This window comes from Acidimicrobiales bacterium (assembly GCA_035316325.1).
Taxonomy (GTDB): Bacteria; Actinomycetota; Acidimicrobiia; order Acidimicrobiales; family VFJN01; genus DASXTK01.
Window position 1 is genome coordinate 18,559 of record DATHJB010000022.1, and the last position, 18,516, is coordinate 37,074.

16 protein-coding genes are annotated in these 18,516 nt (G+C 72.1%); 4 read left to right on the forward strand and 12 right to left on the reverse strand.

Features of this window, described 5'->3' with window-relative positions:
* Positions 1-69: 69 nt before the first annotated feature.
* Together VK611_02980 and VK611_02985 are read right to left on the reverse strand one after the other, a co-directional pair.
* The gene (locus tag VK611_02980) at positions 70-1,701 is read right to left on the reverse strand and encodes an FAD-dependent monooxygenase (GenBank protein ID HMG40258.1); all 1,632 of its coding nucleotides are present in this window, start codon (positions 1,699-1,701) and stop codon (positions 70-72) included.
* A gap of 34 nt (positions 1,702-1,735) precedes the next feature.
* The gene (locus VK611_02985) at positions 1,736-2,518 is read right to left on the reverse strand and encodes an enoyl-CoA hydratase/isomerase family protein (protein ID HMG40259.1); all 783 of its coding nucleotides are present in this window, start codon (positions 2,516-2,518) and stop codon (positions 1,736-1,738) included.
* Between the two features lie 91 nt (positions 2,519-2,609).
* On the opposite strand from VK611_02985, the gene VK611_02990 reads away from it, so the two are divergent.
* The 3 genes from VK611_02990 to VK611_03000 are packed head-to-tail and all read left to right on the forward strand — an operon-like array spanning position 2,610 to position 5,924.
* On the forward strand, positions 2,610-3,560 hold the full coding sequence (locus VK611_02990) for a D-glycerate dehydrogenase (GenBank protein ID HMG40260.1): 951 nt from the start codon (positions 2,610-2,612) through the stop codon (positions 3,558-3,560).
* 26 nt (positions 3,561-3,586) lie between these two features.
* The gene (locus tag VK611_02995) at positions 3,587-5,053 is read left to right on the forward strand and encodes an AMP-binding protein (GenBank protein HMG40261.1); all 1,467 of its coding nucleotides are present in this window, start codon (positions 3,587-3,589) and stop codon (positions 5,051-5,053) included.
* Positions 5,046-5,924: an NAD(P)-binding domain-containing protein gene (locus VK611_03000; GenBank protein ID HMG40262.1), complete on the forward strand. Its 879-nt coding sequence runs from the start codon at positions 5,046-5,048 to the stop codon at positions 5,922-5,924. Before VK611_02995 ends, VK611_03000 begins: the two co-directional genes overlap by 8 nt.
* A gap of 9 nt (positions 5,925-5,933) precedes the next feature.
* Here VK611_03000 and VK611_03005 read toward each other — a convergent pair whose 3' ends face one another.
* The 10 genes from VK611_03005 to VK611_03050 all read right to left on the reverse strand — a co-directional run bounded on the left by VK611_03005 (position 5,934) and on the right by VK611_03050 (position 17,473).
* Positions 5,934-6,716, reverse strand: a complete 783-nt coding sequence (locus tag VK611_03005) for an SDR family oxidoreductase (GenBank protein HMG40263.1) — start codon at positions 6,714-6,716, stop codon at positions 5,934-5,936.
* On the reverse strand, positions 6,713-8,773 hold the full coding sequence (locus tag VK611_03010; protein HMG40264.1) for a hydantoinase B/oxoprolinase family protein: 2,061 nt from the start codon (positions 8,771-8,773) through the stop codon (positions 6,713-6,715). The genes VK611_03005 and VK611_03010 overlap by 4 nt, the downstream gene beginning before the upstream one ends.
* Before the next feature lie 8 nt (positions 8,774-8,781).
* Positions 8,782-10,917, reverse strand: coding sequence for a hydantoinase/oxoprolinase family protein (locus VK611_03015; protein ID HMG40265.1), 2,136 nt, complete (start codon positions 10,915-10,917; stop codon positions 8,782-8,784).
* Positions 10,914-11,288 carry an acetone carboxylase subunit gamma gene (locus VK611_03020; protein ID HMG40266.1) on the reverse strand — a complete coding sequence of 125 codons (375 nt, stop codon included), beginning with the start codon at positions 11,286-11,288 and terminating at the stop codon, positions 10,914-10,916. Before VK611_03020 ends, VK611_03015 begins: the two co-directional genes overlap by 4 nt.
* Entirely contained in the window at positions 11,285-13,204 is a 1,920-nt protein-coding gene (locus VK611_03025; GenBank protein ID HMG40267.1) for a hydantoinase/oxoprolinase family protein, read from the reverse strand. Before VK611_03025 ends, VK611_03020 begins: the two co-directional genes overlap by 4 nt.
* Positions 13,201-13,899 (reverse strand): hypothetical protein, encoded by a 699-nt coding sequence (locus tag VK611_03030; protein HMG40268.1) that lies wholly within the window; start codon positions 13,897-13,899, stop codon positions 13,201-13,203. The genes VK611_03025 and VK611_03030 overlap by 4 nt, the downstream gene beginning before the upstream one ends.
* 73 nt (positions 13,900-13,972) lie before the next feature.
* The gene (locus VK611_03035) at positions 13,973-15,133 is read right to left on the reverse strand and encodes an amidohydrolase family protein (protein ID HMG40269.1); all 1,161 of its coding nucleotides are present in this window, start codon (positions 15,131-15,133) and stop codon (positions 13,973-13,975) included.
* 33 nt (positions 15,134-15,166) lie between these two features.
* Positions 15,167-15,856 carry an RraA family protein gene (locus VK611_03040; GenBank protein HMG40270.1) on the reverse strand — a complete coding sequence of 230 codons (690 nt, stop codon included), beginning with the start codon at positions 15,854-15,856 and terminating at the stop codon, positions 15,167-15,169.
* On the reverse strand, positions 15,853-16,665 hold the full coding sequence (locus VK611_03045) for an enoyl-CoA hydratase/isomerase family protein (GenBank protein ID HMG40271.1): 813 nt from the start codon (positions 16,663-16,665) through the stop codon (positions 15,853-15,855). The genes VK611_03040 and VK611_03045 overlap by 4 nt, the downstream gene beginning before the upstream one ends.
* 10 nt (positions 16,666-16,675) lie before the next feature.
* Positions 16,676-17,473, reverse strand: coding sequence for an enoyl-CoA hydratase/isomerase family protein (locus VK611_03050; protein HMG40272.1), 798 nt, complete (start codon positions 17,471-17,473; stop codon positions 16,676-16,678).
* A 124-nt stretch (positions 17,474-17,597) separates the two neighbouring features.
* Between VK611_03050 and VK611_03055 the strand changes: the two genes are divergently transcribed.
* Complete coding sequence (locus VK611_03055; protein ID HMG40273.1) at positions 17,598-18,503, forward strand: TIGR03619 family F420-dependent LLM class oxidoreductase; 906 nt, start codon at positions 17,598-17,600, stop codon at positions 18,501-18,503.
* Positions 18,504-18,516: the final 13 nt, after the last annotated feature.

Sequence of the window (18,516 nt, forward strand, 5' to 3'; positions counted from 1 at the left end):
CGTGCTCCTCGTCCCCCCAACCCTTTCCGGAAGAATTATTTACAACTGCACCCGCTGTCAAGGTGCTGTTCAGTCCGCATCCGGAGCCTCGGTTCCGCCAGCAACGATGTGCGCCAGTGCCTCGGCGAGCGCTGCGGTCGGGTCGTCGGGCATCTCGGACGGGCGCCAGGCGACGTGGCCGTCCGGCCGCACCAGGACGGCGCCCGTGGCGCCGAAGGCGATCGGGCCGGCGACGGTCGGGAGCGTGCGCACCCGCAGCGGGACCGGGGACTCGCCGGCCACGCGCTCCCCCGCGGCCCGCCATTCGTGGGCGTCGGGCCCGCAGACGAGCACGAACTCGGCGTCGAACCAGTCGATCGTCGACTCGCTCAGCGACCGGTCGACCCACATGTGGGGGAACCTGGCGCCCGGCCGGTCGGTGGGCCAGTAGTTCTGCGGGTCCATGGCCGGAACTGCCGTGCCGTCGTCGACGAGCGCACCGCGCTCGTAGACGTAGCCGAGCTGCTGGCCGACGCTGTCCATGTGGTTCTCGAAGTCGAGCAGCAGCTCGCGCCAGGCCTCAGGGTCCTCGTGTCGCCGCCGGATGACCTCCGGCATCTTCCACATGCGGTGCCCGTTCGCCTTCGACCACTCGATGATCCCGGCCACCACCGGGCGCCGCTCCGCTTCGTACGTGTCGAGCAGCGCGTCGGGGGCGACGCCCCCGACGACGAGCGCCAGCTTCCAGCCCAGGTTGTGGACGTCCTGGAAGCCCGAGTTCATGCCCAGCCCCCCGGACGGTGGGATCAGGTGGGCCGCGTCGCCTGCCAGGATCACGCGACCGGACCGGAGCGCGGTCGGGAGCTGCGCGCTGATGCGCCACAGCTTGACGTTGAGGAGCTCGATGTCGAGATCCGGGATGCCCCAGTGCGCCCGCAGCGTCGGGAGCAGCTCGTCCTCACTGAGGACCGGCACCTCCTCGTCGGGGTGGTCCATGTCGGAGACCGGCTGGGTGAAGATCCAGCGATCCCCCGCGTTCCCCGCGAACGTGACCCACCCGGGCCGGACGTCGGGGTCGGTGGGCCAGACACTGAAGGCGAAGGCCTCGTGCACCTGGGGCAGGTGGCCGACCTCGGCCCGGTAGTAGTAGTTGGCGACGCGGGCCATGGCCTCGTGCCCCTCCAGCTCGATGCCGAGCTTCCGGCGGATGCGGCTGCCGGCCCCGTCGCAGGCGATCAGGTAGTCGGCCCGGATCCCGACGTCCTCCCCCGTCGCCAGATCCCGCACGGTGGCGGTCACGCCCAGGTCGTCCTGCGTCAGGTCGACCAGCTCGCACCCCCGCCGCAGGGTCGTGTGGCCGTTCTTGCGCAGCGAGCCGTCGAGCACGTCCTCGACCACGTCCTGCGTCACCGCGCACACCGACGTCGGAGACTGCGCCGACACCCGTGCCCGTGGCACGCCGAACACGTGCCCGGTGACGCTCTCGCAGAACCACACCCCGGTCGCCTGAGGTGAGAGGCCCCCGGCGCGCACGGCGTCCTCGAGACCCCAGACACGGAAGTGCTCCATGGTCCGCACCATGCAGCCGTGCGCCTTCGGGTGATCGGTCGTGCCCAGGCTCCGCTCGACGACGACGTGGGGGATGCCGAACCGGTCCAGCACGAGCGCCATGGCCATGCCCACCGGACCGGCGCCCACGACCAGCACCGCGGTATCGATCATCGCCACCCTCCCGTCTGGAGCCCGACGATCCCCGTCACGAGTCCCGCCGGCTGACGAACTCCTCGGCCCGACGTCGGACGTCGTCGGTGCCGAACGACTCGGTCTCCGCCGCCAGGGCGAAGCCGAGAACCAGGTTGGCGGCCTGCCGCAGGTGCAGGTTCATCGCCCGCTTGGTGTCGCGGAGCGCCTGCGCCGGCTGCTCCGCCAGCCGCGTGGCCAGCGCCATCGCCGTGGCCACCACGTCTCCGGTCGGGACCACGCGGGACGCCAGGCCGAGCTGCGCACAGTCCGCGGCCGGGATGCGATCGCCCAGCATCACGTACTCCTTGGCCTTCAGCAGACCCATCACCAGCGGCCAGGCCACCGCGCCGCCGTCACCGGCGACGAGCCCGACGCTGACGTGGGGGTCGGCCATGTAGGCCTCCTCGGACATGACCACCAGGTCGCTGAGAACCGCCAGGCTGCAGCCGAGGCCGATGGCCGGTCCGTTCACCGCGGCCACCACCGGCAGCTCGCAGTCGATCATGGCCTGCGCGAGGCGCTCGGCCTGACGGATGTCCCGGCGCAGCGCGATCGGGTCCTTGTTGTTGCGGACGAAGTTGGGCAGGTAGCCGCCCGTGCTGAAGGCCTTGCCCGCCCCGGTGAGCACGACGGCCCGAGCATCCTCGTCGTCGATGAGGCGCCCCCACACCAGCCACATCGCCCGGTGCAGGTCGTCGGAGAAGGCGTTCAGCTGATCGGGCTTGTTCATCGTGATCACCCGGATCGGCCCGTCGACCTCCACGACGAGAGCTGGGGCGAGATCCGAGTAGTCCATGTCATCTCCTGTGTTCCGTGTGACGGGCGTTGACAACCGGAATAACTATTCCCTATGGTTCCGCGCTGCGCAACTGCCGAGCCGGAGGGACATGGCCCGAGTACTCGTCACGCGGAGGATGCCGCCCGGCAGCCTCGATCCCCTGCTCGACGCGGGCCATGAGCTCGTCGGCCCGCCGCGCGACGATCGGCCGATGAGCGCCGCCGAGCTGCGGATCGCGGCGGCCGACGTCGATGCAGTGGTCTGCCTCTTGACCGACCGCATCGACCGCTCCGTCGTCGAGGTCGGCCGGGGCCGGGTGCGGGTGATCGCCAACGTCGCGGTCGGCGTCGACAACATCGACGTCGCCGCCGCGGCCGAGGCCGGCATCGCCGTCTGCAACACGCCCGGCGTGCTCGACGAGGCCACCGCCGACCTCGCCTTCCTGCTGATCCTGGCCGCCTCGCGCCGCACCACCGAGGCCGAAGCCGACCTGCGTGCCGGCCGCTGGGCCGGGTGGAACATCAACGACCACCTCGGCCAGGACGTGCACGGCCGCCGTCTGGGCGTCGTGGGCTGGGGCCGCATCGGCCGGGTCGTCGCCACGCGTGCCGCGGGGTTCGGCATGACCGTCCGGCACCATGCTCGCCGCCCGACCGGCGACGAAGGCTTCGTCGCCGACCTCGACGACCTGCTGCGTTGGGCCGACGTCGTGAGCCTGCACGTGCCGCTCGGTCCGGAGAGCCACCACCTCGTCGATGCCCGACGGCTGGGGCTGATGAAGGCGACGTCGGTGCTCGTCAACACCTCGCGGGGACCCGTCGTCGACGAGGCGGCGCTGGCGGCCGCCCTGCACGCGGGCACGATCTTCGCCGCTGGGCTCGACGTCTTCGAGGACGAACCGGCGGTGCACCCCGAGCTGGTCCGCGCCCCTGGCGCCGTACTGCTACCCCACATCGGCAGCGCGACCGTCCGCACCCGCACGGCCATGGGCCGCCTGGCGGCGGAATCGGTCGTCGACCTGTTGGCGGGACGGACCCCCGCCACCGTGGTCGCGCCCTGACATCCGAAGCCTCACCAAGGAGCGACATGTCGAACCCCCTGCGTCCCATCGGCGAGGTACTCACCACGTCGGCCGCCGCGGACCCCGACAGGCCGGCGGTGACGTGCGAGGGCGTCACGATCACCCGCGACGAGCTCGACCGCCGTTCGAACCGCCTGGCCCGCGCCTACGCGTCGTTCGGCGTGAGCCAGGGCGATCTCGTCACGATCGGGTTGCGCAACGGCATCGAGTTCTACGTCTCGTGCTATGCGACCTGGAAGCTGGGCGCGGTGCCCCAACCCGTCTCCTGGCGGCTGCCGGCCCGCGAGCGCCGGCAGATCATCGAACTGGCCGACCCGCCGCTGGTCGTCGGGCTCGACGAGCAGCACGCCGATCGCCACACGGTCCCGGCCGGGTTCGAGCCCGACGCCGCGTTGAGCGACGCGCCGCTGCCGGCGACCGTGCCGCCGGCGTGGAAGGCACTCACCTCGGGGGGCAGCACGGGCCGACCGAAGGTCATCGTGTCCGGTTCGGCCGGCGCCATCGCCCCCGAGGCCGCGCAGCGGCGGTTCTTCATGCAGCCCGAGCACGTCCAGCTCGTGCCCGGCCCGCTCTACCACAACGGCCCGTTCTCCTACTCGATGCTCGGATCGTTCCTCGGGCAGCACCTCGTCGTGCTCCCCCGGTTCGACGCCGAGGCGGCGCTCGAGGCCATCGAGCAGCACCGGGTCGGCTTCGTCCTGCTCGTCCCCACGATGATGCTGCGGATGTGGCGGGCGATCGAGGCCGCCCCCGGCCGCTACGACCTGAGCTCGCTGGAGGTCGTCTGGCACATGGCCGCGCCCTGCCCGCCATGGCTCAAGGAGCGGTGGATCGACCTGGTCGGTGGCAGCCACCTCTTCGAGCTCTACGGAGGCACCGAGGCCCAGGCCATGACCGTCATCTCCGGCGACGAGTGGCTGGCCCACCCCGGCTCGGTGGGGCGCGTGGCCGAGGGGCAGATGAAGGTCGTCGACGCCGCTGGCGACGCTGTCCCACAGGGCCAGGTGGGCGAGATCTACATGCGCAAGGCCCCGGGCGCGCCCGACACCTACCGCTACATCGGCGCCGAGGCGAAGGTGCTCGACGACGGGTGGGAGTCGCTCGGCGACATCGGCTGGATCGACGCCGGCGGCTATCTCCACCTCACCGATCGGATCTCGGACATGATCCTCGTGGGCGGCGCGAACATCTACCCCGCCGAGGTGGAGGCAGCCTTGTCCGAACATCCCCTGGTGGCGTCGAGCGCCGTGGTCGGGCTCCCCGACGAGGACCTCGGCCACCACCTGCACGCGGTCGTCGAGGCGACCCAGGCCCTCACCGGCGACGAGCTCAGGACCTTCCTCCTGGAACGGGTCGAGCCTCACAAGATCCCGCGCTCGTTCCGGTTCGTCACCGAGACCCTGCGCGACGACGCGGGCAAGGTGCGACGAAGCGCCGTGCGCGAGCGCGAGATCGAGCTGCAGCGTGGCTGACCGCGGACCGGTCGGGTTCGTGGGGCTGAAGGCGCGCTCCGGGGCGCCGATCGCACAGGCCGTCGCCGAGGCCGGCTGGCCGCTCGTGGTGTGGGCGGACGACCCGACGACGACCGCGGCGCTGGAGGATGCGCCCGCGACCACCGCAGCGACGCTCCAGGACCTGGCCGCCGCCTGTGAGGTCGTCGTCTTCCGCGACGTCGAGGACGACGCGGTCGAGCGTCTGGTCGCCGAGCTGGTCGCCGGAATGCGCCCGGGCGGAGTGGTGGTCAACAACCGGCCCCGCGGCAAGCCGTCCGAGTTGCGCCAATGGGCGGAGCGCGGGCGGGTCGCCGGGGTCTTCGTCCTCGACGCGATGACCAGCGGGCCGGCGGGCGGGCCTGGAGGCAAGCCGTACCGGTCGATGATGGTCGGCGGCGACCGAGCGGCCTTCGAGCGGAGCCGAGCGATCCTCGAGGCGACCGCGACGTCGGTCCTCCACATGGGTGGGCCCGGTGCCGGTGAGCTGGCCAAGCTGTTCAACACACTGGTCTACGACGCCAACGTGATGGTCGTCGCCGGCATGCTCGAGCTGGGCGAGCGCCTGGGCCTGGAGCTGGAGGCACTCGTCGAGCTGATCCGGGTGAGCAGCGGGGGCAGCTACGCGCTGGAGGCCCTGGTTCGCCCGGACATGGTGAACGGCTCCGTCGAGGAGTACGGCATGGACTGGTACCTGTCCATGTTCCGGGGTCGCCTGGCCGACCTGTCGGCCGACGCCCGCGACCTGGACATCCCCCCGTCCCGGCTCGAGGGCTGGGCGCGCGACGGCATCGAAGAGCTGCCGGCGGTGATCGACCGGCTCGCCCCGCTGCGGGGCGAGGACCGGCGCTGACGGCGGCCCTCAGCGGCCGGAGGCGTCGTCTCCGTCACCCGGGTGACCCGCGGACGCCGTGCGGCCTCCGTCGGCCACGAAGTTGGCGCCCGTGGCGAAGCCGCATTCGTCCGACGCCAGGAAGACCGCGAGCGCGGCGATCTCGTCGGGGCGCCCGAGGCGCCCGATCGGGTGGAGCGACGCAGCCTGCTCCTGCTGCTCCTCGGGCATCCGCAGGACGGGTGGCGACGCCACGGTCCCCATGGAGATGGCGTTCACCCTGATCCCCTGGCGGGCGTTCTCGACCGCGGCCGCCCGGGTGAGCGCCAGCATCCCGGCCTTCCCCGCCGCGTAGGAGCCCATGCCGGGCCAGGCGACCAGCGCGGAGAGCGAGGCGATGTTGACGATCGACCCGCCCCCTCCCCCGATCATCAACGGGATGGCGTGCTTCATGCCCAGGAACGCGCTGACCAGCACACCGTCGAGCGTGCGTCGCAGGTCGTCGGGGTCGACGTCGACGAGCGGCCCCCGGCCCACGGTCGCCGCTCCGGCGGCGCCGTTGACGAGGATGTCCAGGCGCCCCCACTCGGCACGGGCGCGTTCGACCATTGCCCGGACGTCGGCCTCGACCGAGACGTCGGCCCGCTGCGCGACGGCGGCCGGGCCCAGCTCCTCGGCGACACCGACCTCCGCCCCCGAGACGTCCACGACCAGCACCGTCGCGCCCTCGTCGACGAGCCGGGTCGCGATGGCGCGGCCGATGCCGGACCCGGCACCGGTCACGATCGCCCGCTTGCCGGCGACGCCCCTCACCCCGGTGCACCTCCGTCGGCCACCGCGACGCGGTCCGGATGGGGCCACGAGCCGTAGTACCGCAGCAGCTCCGGCGGCGGCGCGAGCCGCTCCCACTCGGCCACGAACTCGGCGTAGGGCCGCCCCCGCTGCAGACGGGCCGCCCGTTCGTCGGCCCGCAGCCGCTCGGTCGCCGCCGGATCGACGTCGAGGGTGGCCGGGTCGAACGCGACCTTGAACACGTTCTCGGCCGTCCAGGCCGTGTAGACGCCCCGCCGGATGTCGTCCATCACCATGGCCGGGTCACGCTCCAGCACGTCGCCGTAGCCCCCGGCGGCCACGGCCACGACACCGATGCTGTCGCCCTCGCCATAGGTCCTGCTGGTCTCCATGCTGCGCAAGGTGTAGTCGCCGTCGACCGGCTGCGCCGACATCAGCTCGGGGAGGCTCGTCGGGTTCTCGAACCCGGGCTCGGCCAGCGCCTGCTGCCAGGCGCCGTTCTCGACGGTCACCGCCGGGGCGCAGCTCCCGGCGTAGCCGCCGAACTGACCGATCGAGTTGGGGAAGCGCCAGCACTGCCCGAGGATCATCGCCTCGAAGTGGGGCGAGCCGTGGATGACGACGTTGTTGGCGACTCCCGCCCCGCCGCGGTACTTGCCCGGCCCGGCCTGGTCGGCGGCCAGCCGCCGGAAGGAGTACAGGTACGGGTGCTGGATCTCGTCGTGCTCGATGTCGAGGCAGTCGGCGTAGCCCGACCACCAGAAGCCGGCGGAGTCGACGCCGTCCTGGTCGGGCCGGGCCCCGCCGCCGGTGGCGTTCATCGACGAGGCGAGCACGCCGGCGTTGAAGTGGCCGTACTGGTTGATGCCTCCGTAGCCGAAGACGCGGGCCCCGGTCCCGAAGGGGACGGCGGTCTGCTCGCGCAGCTCGGTGGCGAACATCATCTTGTTCAGGCACGAGTGCATGCCCTGGACCGCCTTGGGGGCCAGCGAGACGCTGCCCGAGATGCCGGCGTCCATGGTGGGGTTGAGGCAGGTGCCCTCTGCGGCGGCGATGAACTCGAACGGCTGGTACATGCCGCTGCTGCACGGCAGGTCGGGCAGGAGGTACATCGACAGCATGGCCGCCATGTGGGCGCGGATGACGTGGGTGGGTGCGTTGATGATCGACGGTGTCTGGGGCGAGCAGCCCCGCAGGTCGACGGTGATCTGGTCGCCCCGCTTGTGGACGGCGATCGACACCCGGCCCAGGCCCTCGTCGAGGCCGACGTTGTCGAAGAACATGTTCACCCGGAAGGTGCCGTCGAGCATCTTGGCCACGACCTTGCGGGTGCCCTCGGCGGCCGACTCGCACGACCGGCGCAGCAGGCCGATCAGGAAGTCCGGTCCCTTGTCGGTCAGCAGGCCGAGGAGCCGGTCGCGCACCTTCAGGCACGCCGCCGTGCGGGCTCGGAGGTCCACCTCGATGAGGCGGTCGTCGCGCACCATGTTGGCGATCATCGCCAGGACGTCGCCCTTCAGCGTGAACCCCTCGCCCACCTTGAGCGGGGGTGTCTTGAACCCCTCGTCCCAGCGGGAACGTCCGCTCGGGGGGATGCCGCCCGGCTCGGTCGCGCCGGTCTCGGCCTCGTGGGAGGCGGCGGCCACCCAGGCGACCAGCTCGCCCTCCCAGAAGATCGGTATGGCGTTCATCTGGTCGGGGTTGTGGATGCCGCCCAGCTGCGCTTCGTTGGCGAAGAAGTTGTCGCCCTCGCGGACCGAGACCGTGGGGTCGTCCCAGTAGTACTTCAGGATGTACTTCAACGGGATCTGCCCCGTCGCGGCATGGACGCACGTCCCGACGCAGGCGATGGCCAGGTCCCCCGATGCCGTGTAGACGCCGACGATGCAGTCGCCGGCCTGCATCATCTCCGAGAGGCCGGTCTTCACCATGACCTCCTTGCCCTCCTCGCAGAAGAGCTCGAGCTTCGTGGAGTAGACGCTGAAGTCGGCAGCACCGAGGGCGTCGGCGACGCGCTCCTCCCGGTCGGTCCTGGGTTCGAGGCGATAGCGGGCTACGAGCTCGCGATCGATGCGCATGGTCTCTCCTAGCTGGGCCGCAGCACGGCGGTGCCGATGCGGTCGATGGTGAGCGTCCGGTCGGCGGGGACGACGATGGCCGTGTCCGGGCCCTGGACGATCGCGTGGCCCTCGATGACGTTTCCCGATCGCAGCGCGTCGGCGTCGTAGACCGGCGTCGGTTCGTAGCGGCCGAGGTCGGGCCAGAACACCGGGCGGCGCGTCATCAGGGCGGCCGACGCGTCGGCTCGTCCCGTCGGCAGCTCGGGCAGCACCGGCTTGGGGCGGGGGACGCTGGCCGTGAGGTGGAACCCCTCGACGTCGATGGCACCGTCGACATCGAGCGAGATGTCGGAGTAGCGCCGGCCGTACTCCTCGGCGAAGGCGGCGGCCACGCCCCGGACGTCGGCTTCACTCGTCAGCACCAGGTGCGGCGAGCGGACCCTCGTGAGGTTGAACCGGTAGCGGTAGCGCATGTCGAGCTCGAGGGTGCAGACCATCTCGGCCGGTGTGAAGCCCTCGGAGACGACGTCTCGCTCCGCCTCGCGCCGCAGCTGCTCGACGACCGAGTTGAACGCCTCGTGGTCGTCGAGCCAGAAGCCCTCGGCCGGGTCGCAGAGCACGACGTGACGCGACCGTTCGTAGAGGTGGCGGAGGTCCATGGACGCCCCGCCGAGGGCGCAGAACACGCTCGAGTACAGGAACGTGTAGCAGTCCAGGTCCGCGTCGAGCTGTCGGGCGTACTCGGCGCAGTGCAGCGGCCCGGCGCCCCCGTAGGCGAACAGCGCGAACTCCCGCACGTCGAGGCCCTTGAGGTACAGCTCCTTGGCGATGACGCCGCCCATGTGGGCGTCGATGGCGGTGCGGATGGCCGCGGCAGCCTCGACGACGTCGAGGCCGAGCGGCTCGGCGACCCGTCGCCGGATGGCGCGCTCGGCGAGATCGCGGTCGAGGCGCATCCGGCCGCCGAGGAAGCGGTCGGGGTCGAGGAATCCGAGCACCAGATCGGCGTCGGTGACGGTGGGCTCCCTCCCGCCCTGCGCATAGCTCGCCGGGCCCGGGTCCGATCCGGCGCTGCGGGGCCCGACCTCGAGGCGGTCGTCCATCTCGGGGTTCAGCCAGGCGATCGAGCCGCCGCCGGCGCCGATGGACTTCACCTCGATCATCGACGTCTCCGTGAGCCACCGGTCCACGACCGGCTGCTCGGAGAAGAAGCGGACGTCGCCCCCGACGACCGTGCCGAAGTCGAAGCTGGTCCCGCCCATGTCGGTCACGACCACGTTCTCCAGCCCGTAGTGGCCGGCCAGGTAGGCACTGCCGAACAGGCCGGCGACCGGACCGGCCGCCCAGGTGTCCAGGGCCCGGGTGCGCGTCACCTTGGCCGCCCCGCCCACGTTGTTCACGACCATGAGCGGGCGGCGGTAGCCCTGCTCGCGCAGCTCGCCGCCGAGGGCGCTCAGCTCGTCCTGCAGGGCCCAGTGCAGGTAGGCGTTGAGCACGGCCGCGTTGGCCCGCGGGTACTCGTGCCAGGTCGGCGAGACGTCCGACGAGCAGAACACCGGCAGCCCGCCGAGGTGCACGTCGGGGTACAGCTCTTCGATCGTCTCCCGGACCGCGGCCTCGTGGGCCGGGTTGACGTGCGACCACAGCAGGGCGACGACGAACCCCTGGGCACCGCGGTCGACGAGGTGGCGCACCTTGCCGCGGACGTCGTCGAGGTCGAGCGGCGCGACGACCGCGCCCGAGTAGTCGATCCGCTCCCGGATGCCGACCACCATGTCGACCGGGACGAGCGGCACCGGCTTGCGGATCCGGGTGATGTCCCGGACCTCGCGGGGGTGGAGCCCGTCGGCCCACTGCCGGGACCGCCCGATCATGAGCATGTGCTCGTTGCCCGAGGTGGTGATGAGGCCGAGCTTCGGGCCCTTCCGCTCCAGGAGCGCGTTCATCGCGATCGTGGTGGAGTACCGCACGGCGTCGACATCCGACAGCAGGGCGACGACATCGAGGCCCGCCTGCTCGGCCGCGCCCCTGATGGCCTCCCGCACCCCGACGGCGAGGTCGTAGCGGGTCGTCGGTGTCTTCCACCGGGTGAGGGCACCCTCCTGCATCAGCACGCAGTCGGTGAAGGTGCCCCCGATGTCGATGTCGACCGTCGTCTTCACGGCCCTCCGATCGCGTCGTCGTCCAACTCGCCGTCGTTGCCGAACCGCTGCTTGAGGACGTCGACGTCCAGCTCGATGTCGTGGGTCAGCGGGTGCCCCGGGGGGAGGTACTCGACCTCGACGAGGGTGGCGCAGCCGGGGCAGTAGAACTCCACGATCCGCACCCACTCCGGGTCGGGCGCGAAGACGCGGCCGGCCGCCACGGGGTCGACGCCGGCACTGTGGATCTCCAACGGGTTGCGGGCGGCGACGAGGCAGCCCTGCTTGTAGTCGCCGCGGGCGTCGCCGAGGTCGTGGCCGCAGACGACGCACGTCCAGCGTTCGGGTTCCAGGTCGATGCTCAGGTACTCGGTGATACGGACCTGCGTCACCGCACCGCCTCCACGACCAGGCCCGAGCGGCTCGTGCGGGTCAGGCGCCAGCCCGGCGGGACGACGACGGTGGTGTCGGGCCCCGCGGCGAGCGCCGGGCCCTCCACCGTCGCACCGTCGCCCAGTGAGGCGGCGGGGATCACCGGAGTGTCGGTCGGTCCGTCGCCCCAGTCGACCGGGCGACGACCTGGCTCGCCGGCGTCGGCCGGGGCGGGCGCGCTGTCCGGGTGGGGCGTCAGCGCCGTCATCGTGAGCACCAGCAGGTCTCCTTCCATCGCCACTTCGTCGAGCTCGGCGACCAGGGGGACGAGGTCGGACGCCGTGGGCGGGGCGGCGAAGGCGTGGCGCCAGCGGACGACACCGGGACGCCGGGGATCGACGAGCTCGAGGTCGGTGTGCTGGTCCGAGCCGGCGAAGCCCTCGGCCTCCATGTCGCGCCGGGCCGCGCCGAGCATGTCGGACACCGCCTGGGGCGCCACGGGCCCGGTGACCAGGAGCGGGTAGTGGTGAGCGACGTCCAGGCTGCTCACGCCCAGGGCGCTGAACACGGCCGCGTGGTCGGGCACGAGCACCCGCCCGATCCCGGCGCGCCCGGCGATGCCGGCGGCGTGCAGGGGGCCTCCGCCGCCGTAGGCCACGAGCACGGCGTCGGCGGCGTCGACGCCCCGGCGGGCCAGGAGCGCGGACAACCCGTCGGCGATGACGGCCTCGGCCCGGTCGCGCACCCGGCGGGCGACCTCGCCGAGCTCGATCCCGGACGCGGCCGCGAGCGCGCCCAGGGCGACCTCGGCCCGTGCCCGGACCAGCGGGAGCCGACCGCCGTGGAACGCGTCGGCGTCGAGCAGGCCCAGCAGCAGGTTGGCGTCGGTCAGCGTCGCCTCGGCTCCCCCGCGGTCGAAGCACGCCGGGCCGGGATGCGCCCCGGCGCTACGAGGACCGAGCTGGAGGCCGGCACCGTCGGCCCAGGCGATCGACCCTCCCCCGATCGGCAGGGCGTCGACCGGCACCGAGGGCACGTGGGTGGGGACGAGGCCCACCGAGCCGGTCCAGGTCAGGCTCGACCCGTCGGACTCCGCCAGGCTCACGTCGGCGCTGGTGCCGCCGATGTCGAGGGTCACCGCGACCTTGCCCAGATCGCTGGTTGCGGCCGCCGCACCCCGCACGCCGGCGACCGGCCCCGAGTTGTAGGTGTGGACGGCCAGGGTCTTGGCGCTGCGCGCCAGCCCGGCGTGCCCGTGCACGAGCAGGAGCGGATGCCGAAGGCCACGGCGCCGCAGCTCCTCCTCGACCCGGTAGATGCTGCGGGCGAGGCGGTCGTGCACGAAGGCGTTGAGCGCGGCCGTGCCGGTGCGCTCGGCCGCCCCGGGCAGGGCGCTGAGCTCGCTGGCCAGGAACACCCGCACCGCGCCCAGGTAGTAGGGCGGATAGAGGCTGCGCACCGCGGCGCGCACCGCCCGTTCGGGCCCGGGATCGTGCCACGAGCCGTCGAGGCTGACGACCAGCGCCCGCGCTCCCCCGTCGAGCAGACGCTCGACGACCACGCGGGTGGCGTCGAGGTCGACGGGTGTCGCCACCCCGGCGACGAGCTCGGGGCGGACGATGCCGGCCTCGACCAGCGGCGCACCGTAGAGGTCGTGCTCGGCCCCGGCGCTCACGATCAGCCCGATGGCGGGGCCCCGCCGCTCGAGGATGGCGTTGGTGGCGATGGTCGACGAGAACCTGACCGCCAGGGCCTCCCGCAGCATCTCCTGCACCGGGAGGCCGAGCACACCGGCACCGGCGTCGATGCACTCCAGCATCCCGACGGTGAGGTCGTGCGGCGTGGTCAGGACCTTCACGCCGTGGGCGACCCCGTCCCGGGTGAACACACCGTCGGTGAAGGTGCCACCGGTGTCGATGTCGATCGTGAGGGTCACGCCACCGCGTCCCTTCGCTGACCGTGGACCTCGCGAGCCCGTGCCCGCAGGGCCTCCGCGTCCGTCGAGCGGGGCGACCATGGGGTGGTGACCACCGCCAATCCGCTGGGTACGCCCAGTGGAGCGGCGACCGCCACCCCCGCGCCCAACGGCCCGGCGGGCCCGCAGTCGACGGCGTCGACGCCCGCGTCGAGCGCGAACGAGGCGGCGGCGGGGCCGATCACCAGCGTGCGCGCGCCGTGGAAGGCCGCCATGCGCGCCAGCGTCCGGAAGCAGCCGGCCGACGACGGGTCCGGCCGGGGCTCGTCCAGGGCCAGCACGTCGACGCGGGTCTCGAGGGCGGCCCGGGCCAGGTCCTCGGCCGCCTCGTCGCGGTCGTCGGCGTCCCCCAGCCCCCGGCGCTCCGCCAGCAGGCAGGGGCCGGGCACGACGGCGACACGGTCACGGCGCCCAGCGGCGGCGGCCAGGCGGCGGAGCGCCTCCAGCGCGGGCGCGTCCAGGTCGTCGACCAGCACGACGACCGCGTCGGACTCGACCAGTTCGGCCGTGAGGCTCAGCGCCGAGACGAGCTCCGTCGGCGACGCCGCCATCGCGGTGACGTCGATCCCGGCCCGTTCGGCGGCCAGCTCCCACACCCACGGCAGGAACACCGGGCCGGCGGATCTCCCGCTCAGCGCTGCGTGGACCGCGCCCATTTGCCCCGTACCGACATGCACAACCTCCGTGGTGGGCTGACGATCTCAACGTACCGGAATTATAATTCCGGCGCTAGTCGAGGCCGTAGACGCGCGCCGCGTTGTCGTGCACGACCTTGCGCAACAGGTCGTCGGGGAGCGTCGCCAGGTTGGCGATGATCGTCTCCCTCGGCCCCAGGACGAACTCGAGGTCGTCGGCCGGGGTCAGGCTGGTCGGGTGCGGGTAGTCCGACTCGAACATGAAGTTGTCGGGATAGAGGTCGGCGAGCCGGGCGACGTCCTGCTCGAACCAGAAGCACCCGTAGATCTGCCGCCGGAAGTACTCCGAGGGCCGCAGCCAGTCCGGGTGGGTCCGGTGCAGGTTCTGGTTGACGAACTGCCAGTCGAGCGCCTCGATCAGATAGGGGATGAAGCCGATGCCGCTCTCCACCGACACGAACTTGAGCGTCGGGTACCGCTTGCACAGGCCGCTCATGATCAGCTCGGCGATGCACTGCATGTTGCCGGCGAACAGCGCGGCGGCGAACTTCACCCGGTCGAAGTCGCTGTGGTCGACGTCGAACTGCAGAGCGGGGTCGTCCGCGGGGTTGCCGCTGAAGCCCACGTGGAAGTTCACCGACCAGCCCATCTCCTCGGCACGCCGGAGGATGGGGTCCCAATGCATGTCCCGGAGCCGGGGAAGGCCGATCTGCTCGAACCGGAAGCCGAAGTTGAGGCCCTTGTGCCCCATCCCGTGGCAGCGCTCGAGCTCGGCGACCGACGCGTCCAGGTCCCAGAACGGCAGGTTGGCGAGGGGGATGAGCCGATCGGGCGCGACCGAGGAGAAGTCGGTCTGGAAGTCGTTGTAGGCGCGGTAGACGTCGATCCCGAAGGCCGGGTCGCGGGTGGCGAACATCGCCCCGAAGAAGCCGACGAGGTTGGGGTAGAGCACCTGCGAGCGGATCCCGTGCTTGTCCATCCACCGCAGCCGCGCGTGCGGGTCGGTGGCGCCCGCCCACGTGTCGGTGTCGAGCAGAGGGTGCTCGTCGGCCGCACCGGCCGCGCCCATGATTCGCTCGCCGCCCGAGAACCACGCACGCCTGCCGTCGGGCCCCGCCTCGACGTGGGGCGTCTCGTCGCCCCACTTCGACGGCATGCGGCTCGTCCACAGGTCCGGCGGCTCGCTGACATGGGTGTCGACGTCGTGCACCTCGATGGCGTCGAGCCGTTCCTCGATCGATGCTGTTTCGACCATTGGTTCCTCCCTGGTACTGATCGATCGGGTGGGCTAGTGCGTCACCCGTTTGCGCATGGCGAGCAGGCCCTCGAGCGTGAAGCCGGGGGCCTGGCAGTAGGCGATGGTCCGGCGTTCGTTCGCCTCGACCTCGCGGACCTTGTCCGGGAGAGCGGAGACGGCCTCGTCGGGCACGTGGACCACACCGTGCAGGTCGGCGTGGAGCAGGTCGCCGTGCCGGACGGCGAGCCCGCCGACGGCCACCGGCCCGCCGACCTCCAGCAGGCGCAGCACACCCTTGGACGGGACGAGCCCGCCGGCGAACGTGCGGAAGCCGACCGCCTGCATCTCCGGCAGGTCGCGGACGACGCCGTTGGTGATCACCGCGTGGCAGTCGAGGGCGACCATCACGTTGGCGTGCACCTCTCCCCACATGCTCCCGTGCCCCGGCGGCTCGGCGACGTCCTCCATGACGATCACACGGGGTGTCGGGAGCGTGGCGACGTACTCCCACAGGTCCGCGAGCTGCAACGACGGCCCGTCGCCGCCCTGGTCCCGCCGGGTGACGACCTTGGCCGTGGCCGCGTGGCCCATGACCGGGGGCAGGGTCGGCGTGAGGCAGCGGATCGACGAGTCGGTGTAGCCCTCGTCCCCAGGGCGCAGGTCGAGCAGCTCGATGGCGTTGACGATCGACGGGGTGGAGATGCGGGACAGCTCCAGGACGAGCTCTCGATCGACGGTCATGACGTCTCCTCCTGGCTCGGGCCGGCGGCGGTTCGCCGGTGGTGGGCGGCGCGCTCGTCGAACGTCGAGGAACCCGTGCGCAGCAGCGAGTTGGCCATGCGGTCGATGTGGCGTTGGGCGTTGCGGTCGGGGACGTCGGCGGCGAGGTCGACGACGAGCTTGGCGAGGCCCAGGGTCTCGGCGCGGATCGCGATCAGCTCGCGGCAGAAGGCGTAGACCTCGTCGAGCAGCGTCTCCTCCGGGAGGACCTGGTGCACGAGGCCGATCTCGACAGCCTTCTGCGCCGTGATCCTCTGGCCCGCCATCGCCAGCCACTTCGCCCAGTGCGGCCCGACGAGCCGGGTGAGGCGGGTGGTGCCCCCGCTGCCGGCGAGCACACCGAGCCCCGGCTCGGGCAGGCCCCACGCGGTGCGGGGGGTGCAGAACCGGAAGTCGCACGCGACGGCCGTCTCGACGCCCCAGCCGAGCACGGTCCCCTGGGCGGCGAGGACGATCGGCTTCTCCGTGGTCTCCATCTCGTCGTAGAGGAGGTGATGGCTGCGGTAGTTGCGCCGATAGCTCCAACCCGGGTGCAGGTGGGCCGTCTCGGGGTTCGCCGGGCGCCGGCCGGCTCCGTGAGCCAGGTCGATGCCGGCGCTGAAGTAGCTGCCCACGGCGGTGATGACCATGCACCGCAGGTCGTCGCGGTCCATCAGCGCGTCCAACGCCGACCACAGCGCGTCGGTCATGGCGGGGTTCACCGCGTTGCGCTTCTCGTCGCGGTCGAACGTCACGGTGATGATCCCGACCTCGGGCTCTGTGATCGTCACCTCCGGATGATCACTCACCGTGGTCGCCCGTGGCGAGCGGCTGGGTCGTCGGGCGCCGGCTCCAGGCGGGGGGACGCTTGGCGAGGAACGCGCCGAACCCCTCCGTGACCTCCGGGCTGCTGGCGGCCGCCTCCTGGCTCGACTCGTCGACCACGCCGTACGAGGCGTTGACCGCCCGGCGCCAGGCGTTGCGCGCCAGCGGCGCCGCCTCCAGCAGCTCGTAGGCGGCCTCCTCGGCGGCCTGTTCGAGCTCGTCGTGGGCGACCACCCGCTCGACGAGGCCGATGGCGCAGGCCTCGCGGGCGTCGACCCGGCGGCCCGTGAGCATCAGATCGCGGGCCCTCCCGACGCCGACGTGCGCGGGCAGGACCGCGGCGAACCACATGTCGGGAAAGCCCCGCAGCAGCTCGGGGGCGCGGAACACCGCCCGGTCGCTGGCGACGGCGACATCCGAGAGCAGGGCGAGCAGCAGGCCGGAGGCCTGGCAGATGCCGTTCACGGCGGTCACGACCGGAACGCGGCTGTGCCGCAGGGCCCCGAAGGGCAGGACCTGCCCGGGCCAGGGCTCGGCCTGCGTGGGGTCTCCCATGTCGCCGCCCGGCACGAACACGTCGCCGGTCCCCGTGAGCACGAGCGCTTCGAGCTCGTCGGAGGCAGTGACCAGCTCCAAGGCCCGGCCGATGCCCCGGTACATGGCGGGGCTCAGGGCGTTCCGCGCCTCGGGGCGGTCGATCGTGCACCACGCGAGGACGCCTCGGCGCTCGAGGACGAGGTGCGGTGTACCGAGGTCGATCACTCGTGAGCCCACTGCATCTCCCCTCCTCCGTCGCCGGGCGGCCGTTCGGCGCCGCGCTCCTTCACCGTGTCGCCACCATACGGAACTTAACTTCCTGTTGTCCATTGGACCTCAAGTGTAGTAATTGTTCCGAATCATGAAGCTCGGCCTCCACCTCCCCCAGTCGGGCCCTCGCACCACGGTCGACGCGGTCCTCCGGGTCGCCCGTGCCGCCGAGGACTCCGGCTACCACTCGCTCTGGGTGTTCGATCACCTGATCGGGCCCGCGAAGGTCGCGAGCCGGTACCCGGGGACCGCCGACGGCGCCTACGACTTCGATCCGTCCTTCCCCTACCTCGAGGCCACCGCTCTGCTCGGGGCCGTCGCCGGTGCCACCACGCGGATCCGCCTGGGGACGCGGGTGCTGGTCTCGATCCTGCGGCCGCCGGTGATCCTCGCCAAGCAGCTCGCCACCGTGGATGCCTTCGCCGGGGGGCGCCTTCTGCTCGGCGTCGGGACCGGGTGGATGAAGGAGGAGTTCGACGCCGTAGGCGTCGGCATGGACCGGCGGCTCGCCCGGCTCGACGAGCACACGGAGCTGATGCAGCGCGCCTGGCAGCAAGGCGTGAGCTCGTTCGCCGGCGACTTCTACCGCCACGTCGAGGCCGGCTTCCACCCGCAGCCGCCGCAGCCCGGGAACCGGATCCCTGTGCTGCTCGGAGGGTTTCGCGACGCGGTGCTGCGGCGGGTTGCGGCCTACGCCGACGGCTGGGCCGTCTACTCGCCCCCGACGCCCGGGCGCGACACCCACGAGCTGCTGCCGCCCGCGGTGCTCGCCGAGCGACTGGATGCGCTCCGCCGCTTCTGCGACGAGGCCGGTCGGGACTTCTCCGAGCTGGTCATCGTGACCGGGGGCAAGCTGTCGAGCGAGCCGGCCGACCTGGCCGCGCACGCCCGCCTGGGCGTGACGGTCTGCGACCTGGTCAGCTTCGCCCCGCCCGACGCCCTCATCGAGCGGGCCACCCGGCTGGCCGAGACCGTAGGGACCGAGATCACGGGCTGACCGGCGAGCGGGC

Excerpts from the sequence above, each read along its gene's own strand:
- VK611_02995 (HMG40261.1), top strand. The coding sequence starts at position 3,587 with ATGTCGAACCCCCTGCGTCCCATCGGCGAGGTACTCACCACGTCGGCC.
- VK611_03010 (HMG40264.1), bottom strand. The coding sequence starts at position 8,773 with ATGCGCATCGATCGCGAGCTCGTAGCCCGCTATCGCCTCGAACCCAGG.
- VK611_03055 (HMG40273.1), top strand. The coding sequence starts at position 17,598 with ATGAAGCTCGGCCTCCACCTCCCCCAGTCGGGCCCTCGCACCACGGTC.
- VK611_03030 (HMG40268.1), bottom strand. The coding sequence starts at position 13,899 with ATGGGCGCGGTCCACGCAGCGCTGAGCGGGAGATCCGCCGGCCCGGTG.
- VK611_02985 (HMG40259.1), bottom strand. The coding sequence starts at position 2,518 with ATGGACTACTCGGATCTCGCCCCAGCTCTCGTCGTGGAGGTCGACGGG.
- VK611_02990 (HMG40260.1), top strand. The coding sequence starts at position 2,610 with ATGGCCCGAGTACTCGTCACGCGGAGGATGCCGCCCGGCAGCCTCGAT.
- VK611_03035 (HMG40269.1), bottom strand. The coding sequence starts at position 15,133 with ATGGTCGAAACAGCATCGATCGAGGAACGGCTCGACGCCATCGAGGTG.
- VK611_03040 (HMG40270.1), bottom strand. The coding sequence starts at position 15,856 with ATGACCGTCGATCGAGAGCTCGTCCTGGAGCTGTCCCGCATCTCCACC.
- VK611_02980 (HMG40258.1), bottom strand. The coding sequence starts at position 1,701 with ATGATCGATACCGCGGTGCTGGTCGTGGGCGCCGGTCCGGTGGGCATG.